Here is a 16,813-nt window from a genome sequence, read left to right as displayed (position 1 = left end):
GAAAAGTGCCAACTTTTATTGCACCCTCAGGTTTACTCCGAGAGCAGGCAGTGCAATCAGACCACGCATTTCACGGAATGCGGCGGTGGGGTCGCGCCATGTAGCGCCCGGATGGAGAACGGTCGGCGAAGGAGCGGCGAAGGGGCGGCCCCATACGGCGGGCGGCACCGAAGGGCGCAGGGGTGGCATCCGGGCGGCGCGCCCGAGAAGGGGCGCCGCACCGGGACCGGCTAGCCGCCAAGCAGCCGGGGCAGAACAAAGACGATGCCCGGCACCGCCAGCAGCAGCGCAACGCGGATCAGCTCTGCGACAAAGAACGGCATCACGCCGATAAACGTGTCGCGCATCGGCACATCCTGCGCCTGTGCCGAGATGATGAAGACATTCATGCCCACGGGCGGCGTGATCAGCCCCAGCTCCACCACGATCAGCGCCAGAATGCCGAACCAGATCTTCAGCTCCTCGGTGGTCAGGCCAAAGGGGCTCTGCGCGGCGGCGGCATAATCGCCGCCGTTGATCTCGACCAGGACCGGCCAGAAAAACGGGATGACCAGCAGGATCATCGACAGGCTGTCCATCAGGCAGCCCAGCAGAATGAGCGCCGCCAGCAGCACAATCAGCGTCGTCATCGGCGCAAGGCCGGAATTGGCCATCATCTCGGCCATGGCCTGCGGCACGCCGCCCCGCGCCATGAAGATCTTCAAAAGCTCCGCCCCCAGCAGGATCAGAAACACCATCCCCGTGGTGCGGGCGGTCTCCAGCAGGGCTTCGCGGGTTTCAACGAGGGTCAGCTTGCGGCGCAGCACCGCAATGAGCGCCACCATCACCACCCCGACCGCAGCCGCAGGTGTCGGGTTGAACAGGCCGAAATACAGCCCCCCGATCACCGCAATGAACACCACCAGCACCGGAAAGATATTGAGCGTCGAGGCGATCAGCTCGCTGCGTTCGGCCCGTGTCCCCGCAGGCCCGGATCCGGGCACCAGGGTGGTATAGGCGAGGATGGTGAGGATGAAGAAGACGACCGCGATCACCCCCGGCAGCAGCGCCGCCATGAACATGGTCACCACGTTGGCCTCGACGATGATCGCGTAGATGATCAGCACCACCGAGGGCGGGATCAGGATCCCCAGCACGCCGCCCGCCGCTATCGTGCCGGTGGCGAGCCGGTTGGAATAGCGATATCGTTTCAGTTCCGGCAGCGCCACCCGGCCCATGGTGGAGGCCGTGGCCAGCGACGATCCGCAGACCGCGCCAAAGCCCGCACAGGCCGCGATCGCGGCCATCGCCACTCCGCCCCGCATCCAGCCCAGCCAGGCGTTCGCCGCCCGGAACAGATCCGCCGACAGCCCGGTCCGGGACGCGATGGCGCCCATCAGGACAAACAGCGGAACCACCGACAGATCATAGGTGGAGAATTGCGCGTAGGCGAGATCCTTGAGTTGGCTCAGGACGATGGGCCAGCCGTTCAGCAGCGCCGTACCGACGCCGCCAACCACAAGCATGGCATAGGCGATGGGAATACGGATGGCGATGAGCGCAACAAGGACCACAAGCCCCGTCAATCCGATAGTCAGGCTGTCCAAGATCGTTGGCTCCGGTTTGTGCGCACAGTCGTGATCGCTTCGCTCAAGGTGATGAGCGCGGCAATCAGCAGCAGGACGAGAGAGATCAGTGCGGGCACGAAGGCCCACCAGATCGGGATTTCCAGAATGCCAGTGAATTCCGTGTAGGTGCGGTAGTCCACCAGACCCAGCCACATGCGCCAGATCAGCACCCCGGTGAAGGCACAGGCCACCACGGCCGCAACAAGCGACATCACCGCGACCTGTACCGGCGAGGCCCGCATGGTGAAGATGTCGGCCGAGACATTCGCCCCGGTCAGCTGGCAATAGGGCAGGAAGGCGAAGACCGCCACGGCTGTCCCCATCTCCGTCAGTTCGAAATCGCCGGGAAAGGGGCTATTGGCCAGCCAGCCGGCGAGGATCGACCAGGCGTTGACGATGACCACACCACAGAGCACCAGCCCCCCGAGGATCGCCCAGCCTTCGATGAGACGACGCGCGGGACGAAACCGCCCCGCGCTACGCATGTCCGCACTCATCTCAGTTCGCGGCCATATTCTGGCCAACCAGCTCGACGGCCCGGTCATAGAGGGCCTGCCCGTCGATGCCCTTGCTCTCCATGTCCTCGATCCAGCGGCCGACCACCGGCGACAGCGCCGCTTCGAATGCGCCCCACTCTTCGTCCGTCAGCTGCACATGGCTGTTGCCGCTGTCTGTCGCGATCTTGATCCCGAAGGCATCGGCGCCCGCCCAGACCTCGCCGACCTCGCCGTGCCAGTCCGCGCCTGAAACCTCGCGGAAGATCGCCTGGATATCTTCGGGCAAGCTGTTCCATTTGGCCTCGTTCATCAACACCGAGAAGGAGGTCGTGCCGAGGCGCTGCCCCTGTGGTCCCTCGATCTGATAGCCCGTCACCTCATTGATCTTGAGCGCCGGAATGATCTCGAAGGGGATCAGCGCGCCATCGATGACTTTCTTTGACAGCGCCACCGGGATCTCGCCGACCGAGGTCTGCACCGGCGATGCGCCAAGCGCCTCCAGCACCCAGGAGCCGGTGCGCGACGGGATCCGGATCTTCTTGCCAACAAGGTCGGCCGGGCTGCGGACCTCTTCGTTTGCCATGTGGATCGCCTGGCCCTGATGGACATGCTGGAACATCGGCACCACGCCCTGGAAATCCTCCGCGAGGAAGTCGTCGTACATCGCCAGCATCGCCTTGTTCACCGCGGCATTGTCGCCCCTGTGCACACCCGGCAGCTCGAACACTTCCGTCCGCGGGAAGGCGCCGGCCGCATATGCGTTCACGATCCAGACCAGATCGACAACCCCGTCACGCGCCTGCCGTGGCAGCTGCGGCGGCTTGCCCCCCAGCGTCATCGCCGGGAAGATCTCGATCTTCACACGCCCGTCGGAGGCCTCCTCAATGCGTTTGGCCCAGGGTTCCAGCATCTTGGTATGCGCGGGCGCCTTGGGGCTCAGGAAATGATGCAGCTTGAGCTGGATGTCCTGCGCGGCAACCGCGGCGGTCATCAGCCCGAGCGCGACTGCAGACGTCGCAAGTATTCTTGAAAAAGACATGGTTTCCTCCCTATCGTCTCTTCGGTGATCCGGGTCACGCCGCTAGTGCGGGGCGGTCCGGGCAATGGCGATATTCAGCACCACCTGCCGGCGTTCGGCGGTGGCCACCTTGATGGCACGATCCAGCGCGGCCGGCAAATCGGCCCCATCCGTCACGGTCTCGGTCCAGGCCCGGCTGGCGGCTGCGGTCTTGGTGAAATCGGGGCTTGGCCGCAGCGAGGTCAGCGGCACCTCATTGGCGGCCCGGGCTGCGCCTTCGGGGTAGAGACCCTCGACCGAATGCCGGACGGCGCCCCATTCCTCGTTGTTGAGCACCAGAACGATCACCGGAACCTCATGCGCCTCGGCCACAAGATGGCAGGCGGTGGGGTTGGCGAACATGTAGCTGCCATCGCCCATGGTGGCGAACACCAGACGGTCGGGATCGGCCATCTGCGCCCCGATGGCCGCAGGCAGCCCCCAACCGAGACCACCGGAATGGGGTTCCTGAAAATAGCTGCCCGGCTGATCGAGATCCAGCGGCATCAGCGGGCATCCCAGCTCGTGAAACACGGTGGCTTTGCGGCCCTGCGCGGCCTCGGCCCGGATCGCACGGCCCAGACACAGGCTGACCCAGTCCTTGCTCATGGGGGCGGTGCATCCGGCCTCGGCAACCGCCTCCACATTGGCGCGCGCCGCCTTGGATGCGGTGGTGATCCGGTCGCGGCGGGCAGTCAGATCCGCCGTCTCCAGCGCCTGCCCGGCCATTTCCCGCGCCAGCGCGTCAATGACGGTTTCCACCGGGCCTGCCAGGGTGATCGCCGCCGGAAAATTGCGCACCGGCGTGCGGGAAAACAACGGGTCCGGTCCCGCCTGTATCACTGTCACATCGTCCCGCAGCGTCACCTTGTCCGGGAACCACGGCGCAAGCGCGTCCAGAACCAGCACCACATCGGCCTCGGCCAGCCACGGCCCCGGATCCGCCCCCACCTGCATCGGATGTGACAACGGCAGCGACAGTTGGTTCGACCAGTAATGCGACAGCGGCAGCGCATGGGTCTCGCAGAGCTGCTGCAGCGCGGCAAACCCCGCCGCACCTCCCGCGCCCCGCTGGGCAATGATCAGCGGCGCCTCTGCCCCGGCCAGCGCCTCCGCCGCGCGTGCCAATGCGGTTGCATCCGGCGCCGTCACCACCGGCGCAATGCGCGAGGGCCGGTCCAGCCCCTCCGGCGGGCAGCTCTCGCACAGGACTTCACGTGGCAGGCTCAGATAGATCGGCCCCTTGGGGGTGGAATTGCAGATCGCCCAGGCCCGGTCCATCAATTCAGAGATCTGATCTGCAAAGCGCAGCTCGTAGTGCCATTTGGTGGTCTCCCGGACCAGCGCCTCCTGATCGAACATCTCCTGCCCCCAACCGATCGGCACCGTCCGCGCTCCAAAGCGCGAGTGTTCGGTCACCGGCGTGCGGCCCGACATCAGGATCATCGGCACCTGATCGCACCAAGCGTTGATCGCGGCGGTCGCCCCGTTTGCAAGGCCCACATTGGTGTGCAGCAGAACCGCCTGCGGCCGCCCTGTCATCTGCCAGTAGCCATGGGCCATCGACACGGCCGCGTGTTCATGCGGCACCGTCACCGGGGTCGGCAGATCAATTCCCGCGCGCCGCGCCTCGACCAGCCCTTCGATGATGGGCGGGAAGTCAGTTCCGGAATTGGCAAAGACATAGTCCACACCAAGCGCCTTGAGCTTTCCGAAGATGGCCCCGCCTGCGGTGATATGGCCTGCTTCTGTCATGGGTTCGATCCTTCCCGTCCACGATATAAAATCACATTCGAAGATTCTGTTTGCAAATAGTGATCTCTACGGCCACCTTGAGTCAATCCCGCTGCAAGGAGGCCTCCGGCATGGCGACGCCTGTGAATCTTTCGGTCATCAAGGCCTTCGACGCGCTCGACCTGTTCTGTGACGAGCGTCCCGAACTCACGGCTGATACGGTCGCGCGTGAGCTGCGTCTGTCCTATGCCACCGCGCATCGCTTTCTGGTCACGCTCGAAACTGCGGGGGTGCTGACCACCGTCCGTCGCGGTGTGTTTGCCCCGGGGCCGCGTCTTGCCCGGCTGGGCCGTATGGCCGAAGATCTGGCGCCCCTGCCCCGATCTCTGCAGGCGACGCTGGATGCGCTGCGGCAGGAGCTGAATGAATCCGTCATGGCCTGCCGCTTCACCGCCCGCGGCCCCCTGTGCGTTGCGGTCTCTGCTGCACAGCGACCGATTTCCGTCAATATTCGTACCGGAACCACATTGCCGATGCTGGAGACCGCGCAGGGGAGGCTGTTTCTGGCCGACATGTCCGTCCGTGACCGCGCGGGCTGGGCCAGGGCGCAGGGCGTCGAGCCGGCCGTGCTGCGCGCCATCGAACCCGCCCTCGATCAGGCGCAGCGCAGTGGTCATGCGATCAACCGGGGCGACAACGAACCCGACATTGCCGCCGTATCCGTCGCCGTCAGGACCGGTGGGCGCACCACCTTGACCCTGTCCGTCTTTGGCACATTGAGCCGCTTCGACACCGCCTTTATCGACCGCGCCCGAGACCTGCTGCGCGATGCGGCCGAGGGTCTGGCCGGGCCATGACCCCTGCCCGCCAGGCCATCCCAGCCCGCCAGGCCAGCCAAGACCGAAAGACCACCCATGACCGAAAAACCACCCCAAGGAAGGAGCCTCCCGATGAGCGACAGCCCCCACCAACCAAGTGACAGTGAATTCTGGCGCGGTCTCAAGCCGATCACCAAAGTCTTCCAGCCGGATGCCCAGCCCGAGGTCTATCTGCCCAATATCGCCGATGACGACCGGCGCTATTACGTGCCCTTCACGGAAACGGTCTTCTCCAGGCCGGTCTGGATTTCGCCGTCCAAGAACCAATGGTGCGACGTGCTCATGGCGACCGGGCCGGGGCTGGTCAACCGGCACTATCACCCGCATGAGGTCTTTGCCTACACGATATCCGGCAAGTGGGGCTACCTCGAGCATGACTGGATCGCCACCGCCGGCGACTTCGTCTACGAGACCCCGGGCGAGGGCCACACCCTGGTGGCCTATGACCATCCCGACCCGATGAAAGTCCATTTCAAGGTCACCGGCCCGCTGATCTGGCTGGATGAGGACGGCGAACCCGACGGCTATTTCGATGTCCATCAGTATATCGCCATGTGCAAGGCCCATTACGACAAGGTCGGCATCGGTGCGGAGTATATCGACGGGCTGTTCCGCTAGCGTCATACCGACATTCCACCATCGGCCATCAGCAGATGACCGGTGGTGAACCCCGACTGCGCCGAGGCAAGATAGAGAACCGATGCCGCGATTTCCTCGGCGCTGCCATGGCGGCCCATGGGGATCATCTCGTCGAAGAATTCGGTGCCATCGCGCCCGATGGCCTCGCCCAGCCCGTCCTCGACCCGCTTCTGAAACCCGTTGTCGATGGGCCCCGGTGCGATGGCGTTGACCCGGATGCCCCGAGGGGCAAGATCCTTTGCCAGCACCCGCATCAACCCGGTCAGCGCATGTTTCGCGGTGATATAGGCATAGACACCCGGATCGCCCCGGGTCGCCGCAACACTGGATGTCAGCACCATACTGCCGCCGTTTTTCATATGCGGCACCACGTGTTTCGCCATCAGAAACGCGCCGCGCACATGCACCGACATCACCTTGTCGAACACCTCGGTCGGATAGTCCTCGAGTGCGGCCACGGTGCCAAAGATGCCCGCGTTCGAGAACAACACATCAATGCCACCGTAGACTTTCGCCGTACGCTCCACCGCGCGGCGCACCTGGGCCTCATCCGAGACATCGGCCGCCAGGCGAAGGATATCACCGGATTTCGCCCCAAAGGCCGCCTCTGTCGCCGTGTCCAGCGCGGCGAGATCGAGGTCGATCAGCGCCAGCCGTGCCCCCTGCTGATGCAACAGTCGCGCAGCAGCCAGCCCCAGAGAGCCGGCGCCGCCGGTGATCACACAGACTTTTCCGTCAAGATCAAACATCGGATTTTCCATCAGATCGGATACTGCGGCTGGCCGTCCTGAACGGTGATCCAGCGCAATGTGGTGAATTCCTCGATCGCCGCCGTGCCGCCAAAGCGGCCGTAGCCGGAATCCTTGACGCCGCCGAACGGCATCTGCGCCTCGTCATGCACGGTCGGCCCGTTGATGTGGCAGATGCCGCTTTCGATCCGTCTGGCGACAGCCATCGCCCGGACCGTGTCGCGCCCGAAGATGCTGGCCGACAGACCATATTCGGTGTCATTGGCCACCCGCACCGCCTCGTCGATGCTGCCCACCCGCACCACCGATGCCGTCGGGCCAAAGCTCTCTTCGGTGTAGATCCGCATCGAGGGGGTGACGTTGTCGACCAGGGTCGCCTCCATCAGGACGCCCTCGGCATGACCGCCAGCCATGATCCGCGCGCCCTTGTCCTCGGCGTCGCGCACCAGCCCCATGATGCGGTCCACCGCGCCCTTGTCAACGACGCAGCCAAGGGGCGTGTTGCCCTCGCGCGGGTCGCCGACGGTCAGGCTGCGGACCTTCTCGGCCAGCTTTTCGACAAAGGCGTCGGCGATGGCCTCATGCACGATCAGCCGCTCGGTCGACATGCAGATCTGCCCCTGGTTCATATAGGCCCCAAAGGCGGCAGCGGCGACGGCGGCGTCCAGATCGGCATCGTCCAGCACGATCATCGGCGCCTTGCCGCCCAGCTCCAGCAAGGCCGGTTTCAGGTTCTCGGCGGCGAGCTTGGCGATGATCCGCCCGACCCGGGTCGAGCCGGTGAAATTCACCCGGCGCACTGCCGAATGGGCAATCAGCGCCTCGACAATATCCCCCGCATCATCCGGCGCATTGGAGATGACGTTCAACACCCCCTTGGGCAGCCCCGCCCCCTGCATCGCCTCGACAATCAGCGCATGGGTGCGCGGCGACAGTTCGGAGGATTTCATCACCACCGTATTGCCGCAGGCCAGCGGCATCGCGATAGAGCGCACCCCGAGGATCACCGGCGCGTTCCACGGGGCGATGGACAACACGACCCCGGCCGGCTGGCGGATCGCCATCGCCATGGAGCCGGGACGGTTCGAGGGGATGATCTCGCCCTTGATCATGGTGGTCATCGAAGCCGCTTCCCGCAGCATCCCCGCCGCCAGCATCACGTTGAACCCGGCCCATGCGGCCGTCGCGCCAAGCTCTTCGGCCATGGCGAGCGCAATATCCGCCTTGCAGGCCTCCAGATTATCGGCCGCCGCGAGCAGCAACCCGCGCCGCTGCGCCGGGCCGGTGTTTGACCAGTCGGGAAAGGCCCGCGCCGCCGCATCTGCCGCGCGGATCGCATCCTCAACCGAGGCGGCAGCCGCTTCGGTCGCCACGCCGCCCGTGAGGGGGTTTTTGCGGGTAAACGTGCGGCCGCCCTCTGCGGGCACCTTCTCGCCTTCGATCAGTAGCTCCAAAATGCTCATGTCTTCTCTCTCCATTCACATATCGCCGCCCAAAAAGGCGTGTCTCACGGCGTCATCAGTCATCAGTTCATCGGCAGTCCCGGCCCCGGTCAGCCGCCCGGCCTCCAGCAGGTAGCCCCGATCGGCATGGCGCAGGCTGATGCGCACGTTTTGCTCCACGATCAAAAGGCCGACACCGGTGTCGCGCACCCGCGCCAGCGCCCGAAACAGATCACCCACCACAATCGGCGCGAGCCCGAGGCTCGGCTCATCCAGCAACAGGAAATCCGGTTTCGACATCATCGCCCGACCGACGGCGACCATCTGCTGCTCGCCGCCGGACATGGTGTGAACCCATTGCCCCCTCCGCTCGGCCAGCCGCGGGAAAATGTCGAACACCTGTGCCAGCGTCTCTTCCTCGGCGTCGCGCGCCCGCGCAGGCGTCGCCCCGAGCCGCAGGTTTTCCTCGACCGTCATACGGCCGATCACGCCGCGCCCCTCGGGGACAAGCGCGATGCCCGCATTTGTCACCTCATGGGCCGGCAAGCCGGTGAGCTCTCTTCCGTGCAAGCGCAGCACCGCGCCCGCCTCCGGGGGCACCATGCCCGCCATCGCCTTCAGCAAGGAGGACTTGCCCGCGCCATTGGCGCCCAGAACCACCACGATCTCGCCCGGGGCGACCGAAAAGCCAACACTGTCCACCGCCAGATGCTTGCCGTAGCGGACGGTCATATTCTCAAGTTCAAGCATGATCATCTCCAAGGTAGGCCTTGATGACTGCCGGACGTTGCAGAACCTCGCCCGACTCGCCCTCGGCAATCACCTCTCCCGCGCTCATCACGATGCAGCGCGAACACAGCGCCCGCACCGCCTCCATGATGTGTTCCACCAGCAGCACGGTCATGCCCTGCCCCTGCAGGTGCTGCACCAGATCGATGCCGATGCGCAGCTCGGACGGGTTCAATCCGGCCAGCCACTCATCCAGCAGCAACAACTCCGGCTCGGAGGCCAGCGCGCGGGCCATCTCCAGCCGTTTCTGATCGATGTAGGTCAGGTTGCCCACCTGCTCCTCGCCGCGTCCCGCCAGGCCGACAAAGGCCAGTTTTTCCTCGGCGAGATCGCGGGCCTCGCGGCCCCAGTGACGCTTGCGACCAAAGGCCAGCGACAGCAGCACGTTTTCCGCGACGCTGAGGGTCGGCAGCGGGCGCACCAGCTGAAAGGTGCGGGCAACGCCATGTTTGGCCACCCGATGCGGCTTCATCCGGGTGATGTCCACACCGCCCACGCGCACCTGGCCACCATCGCTGGGCAGCGCGCCGGAGATCATGTTCATCACCGTCGTCTTGCCCGATCCGTTCGGCCCCAATAGCCCCACAACCTCGCCCGGGCGCAGGGTGAAGCTCACGTCGTTGACGGCCACCAGCCCCCCGAAGCGTTTGTTCAGGTTTGAGATTTCAAGCTGAGCGCTCATGCCCGACCTCCCTTGCGCAGATCCTCAAGCTTGGCCAGCACCCCGTTGGGCATGACAAACACGATGAGAATGAACAGCAGTCCCAGAATGATCGAGAAATGATCCGGAAAGCTCACCGAGAGCCACTCAAACAGAAGGAACAACGGCACCGCCCCCACCAGGGGCCCCCAGAGCCGCATCGCACCGCCCAGCAGCGCCATGATCAGCGTCATGAAGCTGACGGTCGGATTGAACACGATGGACGGTTCGATATAGGTCCAGCGGGGGGCCTGAATGGCGCCGACAAGCGTGATGATGGTGGCCGAGATGACAAACAGCAGCAGCTTGATCCGGGTCACATCGACGCCTGCATGGGCGGCGACCGTCTCGTCATCGCCGACCGCCTTGAGCGCCAGACCGAGGCGCGATCGCCCGATGGCCCAGGAGATCAGCAGCGTGACGGCGGCCAGCGCCAGAAGCTGCCAGTAGATGTGGCGTCCCTCGAAGGGCAGAAAGACATACCGCCCCATCGTATAGGTCACATTGACCTCCCACCAGCTGACGACCTGACGGACCAGCTCGGCCAGCCCGAAGGTGAAGATCACGAAATAGACCCCGGCGAGGCGCAGCGTCGACAGCCCCACCACCAGCGCCAGCGCCATCCCGATCCCGGCCGCGCAGAGCAGCACCATCGGATAGGGCATCGCCTCGTTCAGCACGGCGACCGTATAGGCCCCGACCCCAAAGAAGGCGACAGTCGCGAGCGAGACATAGCGGGTCGGCCCCGAAAACAGCGCCCAGGCCGTGGCCAGTGTCACATAGCCGGTCATCCCCAGCAGCACCCCGGTCCAGTAGTCCGGGATAAACAGGGGCGCGAGCGCAAGCACGACGAGCACCGCCGCCGCCAGCGCAAAAGCAGTCTGAACCTTCATCGTCACGCCTTTCCGAAGATGCCGTTGGGCCGCACGAGAAGCAGCAGGAGAAACACGCCGTAGACCGCCGCAAGGGTCAGGCCGGGATCGATGTAGGCGGCGACAAAGGTCTCAACCAGACCGAGCAGCAGCCCCGCCACCACCGCGCCGAGCACGCTGCCCTTGCCGCCCAGGATCACGACGATCAGCGCCTTCATGGTAAAGACGACCCCCGCCGTCGCGGTGAAGGTCTGGAACATGGAGACCACCACACCTACGGTTGCCGCCATGGCGCCGCCGATGGCAAAGGCGGTGCGGGCCGCGCGATCGGTATCGATTCCGAACAGCGGCGCGTTTTGCGGCGACAGCGCCACCGCGCGCAGGATCATGCCCCAGCGGGTGCGATAGAGGATGACGATGAGGGACAGACCGATCAGCAGGCTCAGCACCACCGCCAGAAGCCGGTTGCCGGCCACCACCGTGCCCAGCACGTTCACAGGCGTATTGAGAAAGCTGTAGCTGGTGTAGCCGCCGCCGAAAAAGATCAAAAGTACGCCCTGGATCACAAAGAGCAGCCCGAAGGTGACCAGAATACTGTCCACCTCCAGCGCGCCCTCGTCCGGCGCGCGCGCCACCAGGGGGCGCATGATGACCCGGTAGATCACCAGGCTGAAGGCATAGCCCGCAGGCACCAGGATCAGCAGCGCCAGCACCGGGCTGATCGCGAAAGAGGAAAACAGAACGTAGGTGGCGAAACAGGCCGCGATGATCGTGTCTCCGAAACTGAGATTCATGATCCGCGCGATCCCGTACTGGATGGTCAGACCCATGGCGACAAGCGCATAGGTCCCACCGAGCACAAGCCCGTTGATGACGTGTTCAAGCATGGAAAATCCGGTCTTTTTCGAGGGGGATGGAGGCGGCGGACAGGGCCGCCGCACTCCGGTGCGAATAAGGTCAGGTCAAGAGGGGAAAGGCCGAGATCAGACCCCGGCCCCTGCGCCCAGCTACTCCCAGGCGGGCTTTGGCAGTTTCACCGCGGCCTTGCCGTCGCCACCCTGTGCAGAGACCGCAACGAACTGGCCGTCCTGCCACTGTCCGACCCAGTTGATGGCCCGCAGCTGGTTGTTCTCCAGCCGGGTCTCGGCGCCCAGCACGGTCGAGAAGGTCCCCGTCGACAGTTCCCCCGCCACGGCCGCCTTGTCGAGACCGACACGCTCGACCGCCTGCCCCAGCATCTGCAGCGAGGCGTAGATCAGCACCGATCCCCAGTAATCGGGGGCGCGGCCCACGACGTCCTCATGCTTGGCCCGGTAGGCCGTGTTCAACTCATTGTCGGGGTCGATGCCGCCAAGGCTCATGACGCCTTCGACAGAGCCGCCCGCGATCTTCGGATAGACCGGGAAGCCCGCGCCGACACCGAGATAGAAGACTGGCGGATTATAGCTCGCCACCTTGGCCTGTTTGGTCAGCCCGAATGTGTGGGGCGGGTAGCTGAAGGCTACGAAACTGTCGGCACCTGAATTGGAGGCCTCGTTCACGATCGTGGCGAAATCCGATGTCTCCGGCGGAAAGGTCTTGTCATAGCTGACATCAAACCCTGCCCCCTCAAAGCTGGGGCGCGCGGCCTTCACCAGATCGATGCCAAAGCCGTCCGCGACAGAGATCATGGCGATCTTGTCGTTGATCCGCCCCGCCTCACGTTCGGCGATGAGGATCTCGGTCAGGGCATTCACATAGTCGGCGCTGCCGCCCATGAACCAGAAGCTGCTGTCCCACCGTTTGACGAAGTCGGAGGCCTTGTCGGTCACCGCAGCGCCCGCAAGATGCGGATAGCCGAATTTCGCCATCAACGGCGCCACCGCCAGATTGAACCCCGTGCCCCAGGGCGGCAGGATGAAATCCACCTCATCCTGCGTCGCCAGACGCTCCACCGCCCGCACCACTTCCTCGGCCGAGGAGCGGTCATCATAAGCGATGACCTCGATTGGCAACTGGCGGCCATCGGGCAGTTTCAACCCGCCCGCCGCGTTCACTTCTTCTACCCAAAGCTCGTAGTTGGGCGTGACGGTCATATCCGCCCCGCCGGCGTTCGGTCCCGACTTGGACACGGCATAGCCGATGGTCACCTTGTCGCGTTCCTGTGCCTGCAGGCCCGATGTGCCGACCATGACCGCAAGCACCGCAGCCGTGGCACAGGTCGTCAGGCGGCGGGCCGCGCGTGCGGCCTCCGCAATCGAATATTTCATGTTTTTCCTCCCGATTTCCACGGGGGGCCATGGCCGCTCCGGCCTGCTCCCCGGACCCGCGCTTCTCCCAAAGCGGGGCATGGAGAAAAGATTACGCATTCCGTGGCCACAGGATAATAGACTTTTTGAGGGAATAATTGCACATTTGGCGGGTCATGACCGCAGATCGACAGGAGAACCCGGCGTGGAACGTCAAACCATCCAGGCGGAGCGCATCAAAAGCGCCCTGACCACCACAGAGTTTTCCACCTCCGGCGGGCGCTCGACCTTCGTGCTGCTGGTCTCCGGGCGCGGGACCTTCGTCTCGGATGAGGTCGAACGCGATGTCTCCGCCCCCTGCCTGATCTGGGCCCCCACCGGCTGGTCCACCCGGATGTCGCTCGCGGCCGGCACGCGGGGGGTTCTCATCCGCATGCCGGAACGCGCATTGGGGCGGGCGCTGCCCACCGATGTGATCTCGGCCCATGTGCGTCAGGTGGTCAGCCGGCGCATCTTTCTGTCCGATCTGGCGCGGCCCACGATCCAGGCCCTGGTGGCGCTGTTCGACAAGATAGAATCGGAACTGCGTGAGATGGCGCCGGGCAGCGAGACGGTGCTGCACCACTGCGTCTCGCTGCTGCTGATCGAGCTCTGGCGGGCCGCCGCGCCGCCGGTTCAGGCCGCCGAACCCCAGCTCCACCGGCTCTCGGACAGTTTTCTGAACCTGGTGGAGCTGCATCTGCAGAACCACTGGACGGTGGGGGAATACGCCCGCCGCATCGGCGTTTCACGGGATCGGCTGAACGAGGCGGTACGGCGCGCCATCGGAATACCGCCGCATCAGCACATCCAACGGCGGTTGATGGAAGAGGCAAAGGCGCTTCTGGTCACCACCGATCTGCAGGTGGCCGAGGTCGGCTACAAGCTGGGGTTCAGCGACGCGGCCTATTTCACCCGGTTCTTCCGGCGCCACGAGGACCTGCCCCCCGGCCAGTTCCGACGCCATTTCACGCCGCTGTGGCGCAGGCGGTCGGACGAGATCTCCTTTGCGGACTGGCCCTGATTTCGGGGCCAATCCGCGCCATTTCCCCCTGTTGCCACCTGTTGCCACCGGGAGCCACCGGGAGCCACCGGGTGCCAACTGGGGCGGTCAGAGGCCCTGCAGGTCCGCAGGCAGCAGGGCGTCCGGCATGTTCTGATAGCAGACCGGGCGCAGGAACCGCCGGATGGCCAGCGTGCCGACAGAGGTCGCGCCGAAATTCGTCGACGCCGGATAGGGCCCGCCATGCACCATGGCATCGGCCACCTCGACCCCGGTGGGAAAGCCGTTGACCAAAACCCGCCCCGCCTTGCGCTCCAGCACCGGAACGAAGGGGCGCGCGGTGTCCGTATCCGCCTCCTCCATCTGCAGCGTCGCGGTGAGCTGCCCTGCGAGACCCGAGGCGAGGGCCAGCATTTCATCAGGATCCTCGGCCTCGATGATCAGGCCAAGCGGGCCAAAGACCTCGTCTGCCAGGGCGCCGCTCTGCAGCCAGTCGGCAGCCGTGACCCGGTAGACCGCGGGCGCCCCCTTGCGGCCATCGCAGGCCGTGGTCAGCACATCGCGGACACCGGCAGTCCCGGCGATGGTCTCCACCCCCTGTCGGTAGGCCGCCGCGATCCCCGCAGTCAGCATGGCGCTTTCGCCCGCGTCCTCCAGTGCCCGGCGCGCCGACTCGACAAAGGTCTCCAGCGCGGCGCCTTTCACGCCGATGACAAGGCCCGGATTGGTGCAGAACTGCCCCACCCCCATGGTCAGAGATCCGGCCCAGCCCTGCCCCAGCGCCTCGGCGCGCGCCGCCAGGGCTGCGGGCATCACAAAGACCGGGTTCACAGACCCCAGCTCGCCAAAGAACGGAATGGGATCAGGACGTTGCATGCACAGATCGAACAACGCCCGCCCGGCCCCGAGCGACCCGGTAAAGCCGACGGCCCGGATCAGCGGATGGGTGACCAGCGCATGCCCCAGATCGTGGCTCACCCCCTGCACCAATGAGAAGACACCGGCCGGCAGGCCGCAGCGCCCGATGGCCGCGTGGATCGCATCTGCGACGATCTCTGCGGTGGCGGGATGGGCGGGGTGGCCCTTGACCACAACCGGGCAGCCCGCTGCCAGCGCCGAGGCTGTATCGCCCCCCGCCGTCGAGAAGGCCAACGGGAAATTCGACGCCCCGAAGACCGCGACCGGGCCAATCGGGCGCTGCAGCATCTTCATGTCCGGGCGCGGCAGCGGCTGGCGGTCCGGCAGGGCTGCATCATGGCGGCGGTCCAGATAGTCTCCGGCGCGAATATGGGTGGCAAACAGCCGGAGCTGACCGGTCGTGCGCCCCCGTTCGCCCTCAAGCCGGGCCTGCGGCAGACCGGTCTCGGCCATGCCAAGGCGCGTGATATCGGCGCCACGGGCCTCGATCTCATCGGCGATGGCCTCCAGAAAACCGGCCCGCTCCTCGCGCGTGGTCCAACCATAGGCGGCAAAGGCCGCCTCGGCCGCGCGGACCGCCTGATCGACCTCGGTCGCGCCCCCGGCCGCCACATCGATCCCCGCGCCGGTGACCGGATCCGAGGTGAAACGCTCCGCGCTCGCGATCCATTCGCCTGCGATCAGATGATTTCCATGCGGTTGATAGCTCATAGTTTTTATCCTTTTCCCCAGCGCAGCGCGATCACATCCAGCTCGGCGGCGAGCTGCAGCAGGCGGGCGCGACTGCGGTCTGACATCGGTTTCAGCGGGTGGCGCACGTGGTCAGAGCGGATCACACCGCCCTCCTTCATCACCACTTTGGCGGCACGCAACCCGCATTGACGGTTCTCGTGGTTGATCAGCGGCAGGCAGGTCCGCCACTGTGCCAGCGCCGCATTGATGCGCCCGGCGCGATAGTCGGTGACGATGGGCCGGATCAGCTCCGGCTGCAACGCCGATGTCATGGTTCCGGTACAGCCCGCATCGAGATCAGCCAGCAGCGTCACCGCTTCCTCGCCATCAAAGGGGCCCAGGATATGCGCCCCCCCGGCCTCGATCAGCGCCGCGAGCTTGTCCGCCGCAAAGGGGGTTTCCATCTTGAAATAGCTGACGTTTTCGATCTCATGCGCCATCCGCGCAAGGACCGGCACCGAGAGCGTCACCCCCGACAACGGCGCGTCCTGCACCATGATCGGGATCGACACCGCATCTGATGCGGCGGCGAAATGTTCAAAGATCGCGGGTTCCGGGGGCACCAGTCCGACCCCGTGATAGGGCGGCATCATCATCAGCATCGCGGCCCCCATCGCCTCGGCCTCGCGGGCGCGGGCGACCACGATTTCGGTGCTGAAGTGGCTGATCGTCACGATCACCGGCACCCGGCCCGCCACATGTTCGAGCGAGAGCCGGGTCAAGGTCGCCCGTTCCGCATCCGAGAGCACGAACTGCTCGGAGTAATTGGCGAGGATACAGATCGCATCGACGCCCTGATCGATCATGCAATCAAGGACGCGGGCCATGCCCTCGGGATCAAGGCTGCCATCGTCGAGGAAGGGAGTCGGGGCCACCGGGAGAATGCCGGTCAGGGGCTGTTTCATTTCACCTCCTTGCGCGTCGGACAC

General features: G+C 65.3%; 16 protein-coding genes. 3 read left to right on the top strand and 13 right to left on the bottom strand.

Annotated elements, in window-relative coordinates; translation table 11 throughout:
• Positions 1-230: 230 nt before the first annotated feature.
• The 4 genes from FGE21_RS04350 to FGE21_RS04335 are packed head-to-tail and all read right to left on the bottom strand — an operon-like array spanning position 231 to position 4,916.
• Positions 231-1,586, bottom strand: coding sequence for a TRAP transporter large permease (locus FGE21_RS04350; protein ID WP_370285437.1), 1,356 nt, complete (start codon positions 1,584-1,586; stop codon positions 231-233).
• The gene (locus FGE21_RS04345; protein ID WP_255731348.1) at positions 1,574-2,092 is read right to left on the bottom strand and encodes a TRAP transporter small permease; all 519 of its coding nucleotides are present in this window, start codon (positions 2,090-2,092) and stop codon (positions 1,574-1,576) included. Before FGE21_RS04345 ends, FGE21_RS04350 begins: the two co-directional genes overlap by 13 nt.
• 13 nt (positions 2,093-2,105) lie before the next feature.
• Entirely contained in the window at positions 2,106-3,143 is a 1,038-nt protein-coding gene (locus FGE21_RS04340) for a TRAP transporter substrate-binding protein (RefSeq protein ID WP_139661963.1), read from the bottom strand.
• A gap of 42 nt (positions 3,144-3,185) precedes the next feature.
• Positions 3,186-4,916, bottom strand: a complete 1,731-nt coding sequence (locus FGE21_RS04335; RefSeq protein WP_139661962.1) for a thiamine pyrophosphate-requiring protein — start codon at positions 4,914-4,916, stop codon at positions 3,186-3,188.
• Positions 4,917-5,026: 110 nt separating this feature from the next.
• On the opposite strand from FGE21_RS04335, the gene FGE21_RS04330 reads away from it, so the two are divergent.
• Positions 5,027-5,752 (top strand): IclR family transcriptional regulator, encoded by a 726-nt coding sequence (locus tag FGE21_RS04330; RefSeq protein WP_139661960.1) that lies wholly within the window; start codon positions 5,027-5,029, stop codon positions 5,750-5,752.
• A 93-nt stretch (positions 5,753-5,845) separates the two neighbouring features.
• Complete coding sequence (locus FGE21_RS04325) at positions 5,846-6,391, top strand: 2,4'-dihydroxyacetophenone dioxygenase family protein (RefSeq protein ID WP_139661958.1); 546 nt, start codon at positions 5,846-5,848, stop codon at positions 6,389-6,391.
• Between the two features lie 2 nt (positions 6,392-6,393).
• Here the strand turns inward: FGE21_RS04325 and FGE21_RS04320 are convergent, their stop codons facing one another.
• The 7 genes from FGE21_RS04320 to FGE21_RS04290 form a co-directional block, all read right to left on the bottom strand.
• A complete protein-coding gene (locus FGE21_RS04320; protein WP_139661957.1) occupies positions 6,394-7,161 on the bottom strand; it encodes an SDR family NAD(P)-dependent oxidoreductase in 768 nt (255 codons plus the stop codon).
• 11 nt (positions 7,162-7,172) lie between these two features.
• A complete protein-coding gene (locus FGE21_RS04315) occupies positions 7,173-8,624 on the bottom strand; it encodes an aldehyde dehydrogenase (RefSeq protein WP_139661955.1) in 1,452 nt (483 codons plus the stop codon).
• A gap of 15 nt (positions 8,625-8,639) precedes the next feature.
• Positions 8,640-9,353, bottom strand: coding sequence for an ABC transporter ATP-binding protein (locus FGE21_RS04310; RefSeq protein ID WP_139661953.1), 714 nt, complete (start codon positions 9,351-9,353; stop codon positions 8,640-8,642).
• Complete coding sequence (locus FGE21_RS04305) at positions 9,346-10,074, bottom strand: ABC transporter ATP-binding protein (protein ID WP_139661952.1); 729 nt, start codon at positions 10,072-10,074, stop codon at positions 9,346-9,348. Before FGE21_RS04305 ends, FGE21_RS04310 begins: the two co-directional genes overlap by 8 nt.
• Positions 10,071-10,985 carry a branched-chain amino acid ABC transporter permease gene (locus tag FGE21_RS04300; protein ID WP_139661950.1) on the bottom strand — a complete coding sequence of 305 codons (915 nt, stop codon included), beginning with the start codon at positions 10,983-10,985 and terminating at the stop codon, positions 10,071-10,073. Before FGE21_RS04300 ends, FGE21_RS04305 begins: the two co-directional genes overlap by 4 nt.
• Before the next feature lie 2 nt (positions 10,986-10,987).
• Positions 10,988-11,851 (bottom strand): branched-chain amino acid ABC transporter permease, encoded by an 864-nt coding sequence (locus FGE21_RS04295; RefSeq protein ID WP_139661948.1) that lies wholly within the window; start codon positions 11,849-11,851, stop codon positions 10,988-10,990.
• Between the two features lie 120 nt (positions 11,852-11,971).
• A complete protein-coding gene (locus FGE21_RS04290; RefSeq protein WP_176695359.1) occupies positions 11,972-13,213 on the bottom strand; it encodes an amino acid ABC transporter substrate-binding protein in 1,242 nt (413 codons plus the stop codon).
• Positions 13,214-13,397: 184 nt separating this feature from the next.
• On the opposite strand from FGE21_RS04290, the gene FGE21_RS04285 reads away from it, so the two are divergent.
• A complete protein-coding gene (locus FGE21_RS04285; RefSeq protein ID WP_176695358.1) occupies positions 13,398-14,255 on the top strand; it encodes a helix-turn-helix domain-containing protein in 858 nt (285 codons plus the stop codon).
• An 87-nt stretch (positions 14,256-14,342) separates the two neighbouring features.
• On the opposite strand, the gene FGE21_RS04280 is transcribed toward FGE21_RS04285, so the two are convergent.
• A complete protein-coding gene (locus FGE21_RS04280; protein WP_139661943.1) occupies positions 14,343-15,863 on the bottom strand; it encodes an aldehyde dehydrogenase (NADP(+)) in 1,521 nt (506 codons plus the stop codon).
• 5 nt (positions 15,864-15,868) lie between these two features.
• Positions 15,869-16,789, bottom strand: coding sequence for a dihydrodipicolinate synthase family protein (locus FGE21_RS04275; RefSeq protein ID WP_139661942.1), 921 nt, complete (start codon positions 16,787-16,789; stop codon positions 15,869-15,871).
• Between the last annotated feature and the right edge of the window lie 24 nt (positions 16,790-16,813).

Source organism: Phaeobacter sp. B1627, assembly GCF_006265095.1.
Taxonomy (GTDB): domain Bacteria; phylum Pseudomonadota; class Alphaproteobacteria; order Rhodobacterales; family Rhodobacteraceae; genus Epibacterium.
Note: the sequence above shows the minus strand (reverse complement) of the source record. Positions and strands in the feature narration are given on the sequence as shown.

Coding starts and splice junctions, on each gene's coding strand:
- FGE21_RS04345 (WP_255731348.1), bottom strand. CDS start 2,092: ATGCGTAGCGCGGGGCGGTTTCGTCCCGCGCGTCGTCTCATCGAAGGC.
- FGE21_RS04340 (WP_139661963.1), bottom strand. CDS start 3,143: ATGTCTTTTTCAAGAATACTTGCGACGTCTGCAGTCGCGCTCGGGCTG.
- FGE21_RS04335 (WP_139661962.1), bottom strand. CDS start 4,916: ATGACAGAAGCAGGCCATATCACCGCAGGCGGGGCCATCTTCGGAAAG.
- FGE21_RS04330 (WP_139661960.1), top strand. CDS start 5,027: ATGGCGACGCCTGTGAATCTTTCGGTCATCAAGGCCTTCGACGCGCTC.
- FGE21_RS04325 (WP_139661958.1), top strand. CDS start 5,846: ATGAGCGACAGCCCCCACCAACCAAGTGACAGTGAATTCTGGCGCGGT.
- FGE21_RS04320 (WP_139661957.1), bottom strand. CDS start 7,161: ATGTTTGATCTTGACGGAAAAGTCTGTGTGATCACCGGCGGCGCCGGC.
- FGE21_RS04315 (WP_139661955.1), bottom strand. CDS start 8,624: ATGAGCATTTTGGAGCTACTGATCGAAGGCGAGAAGGTGCCCGCAGAG.
- FGE21_RS04310 (WP_139661953.1), bottom strand. CDS start 9,353: ATGCTTGAACTTGAGAATATGACCGTCCGCTACGGCAAGCATCTGGCG.
- FGE21_RS04305 (WP_139661952.1), bottom strand. CDS start 10,074: ATGAGCGCTCAGCTTGAAATCTCAAACCTGAACAAACGCTTCGGGGGG.
- FGE21_RS04300 (WP_139661950.1), bottom strand. CDS start 10,985: ATGAAGGTTCAGACTGCTTTTGCGCTGGCGGCGGCGGTGCTCGTCGTG.
- FGE21_RS04295 (WP_139661948.1), bottom strand. CDS start 11,851: ATGCTTGAACACGTCATCAACGGGCTTGTGCTCGGTGGGACCTATGCG.
- FGE21_RS04290 (WP_176695359.1), bottom strand. CDS start 13,213: ATGAAATATTCGATTGCGGAGGCCGCACGCGCGGCCCGCCGCCTGACG.
- FGE21_RS04280 (WP_139661943.1), bottom strand. CDS start 15,863: ATGAGCTATCAACCGCATGGAAATCATCTGATCGCAGGCGAATGGATC.
- FGE21_RS04275 (WP_139661942.1), bottom strand. CDS start 16,789: ATGAAACAGCCCCTGACCGGCATTCTCCCGGTGGCCCCGACTCCCTTC.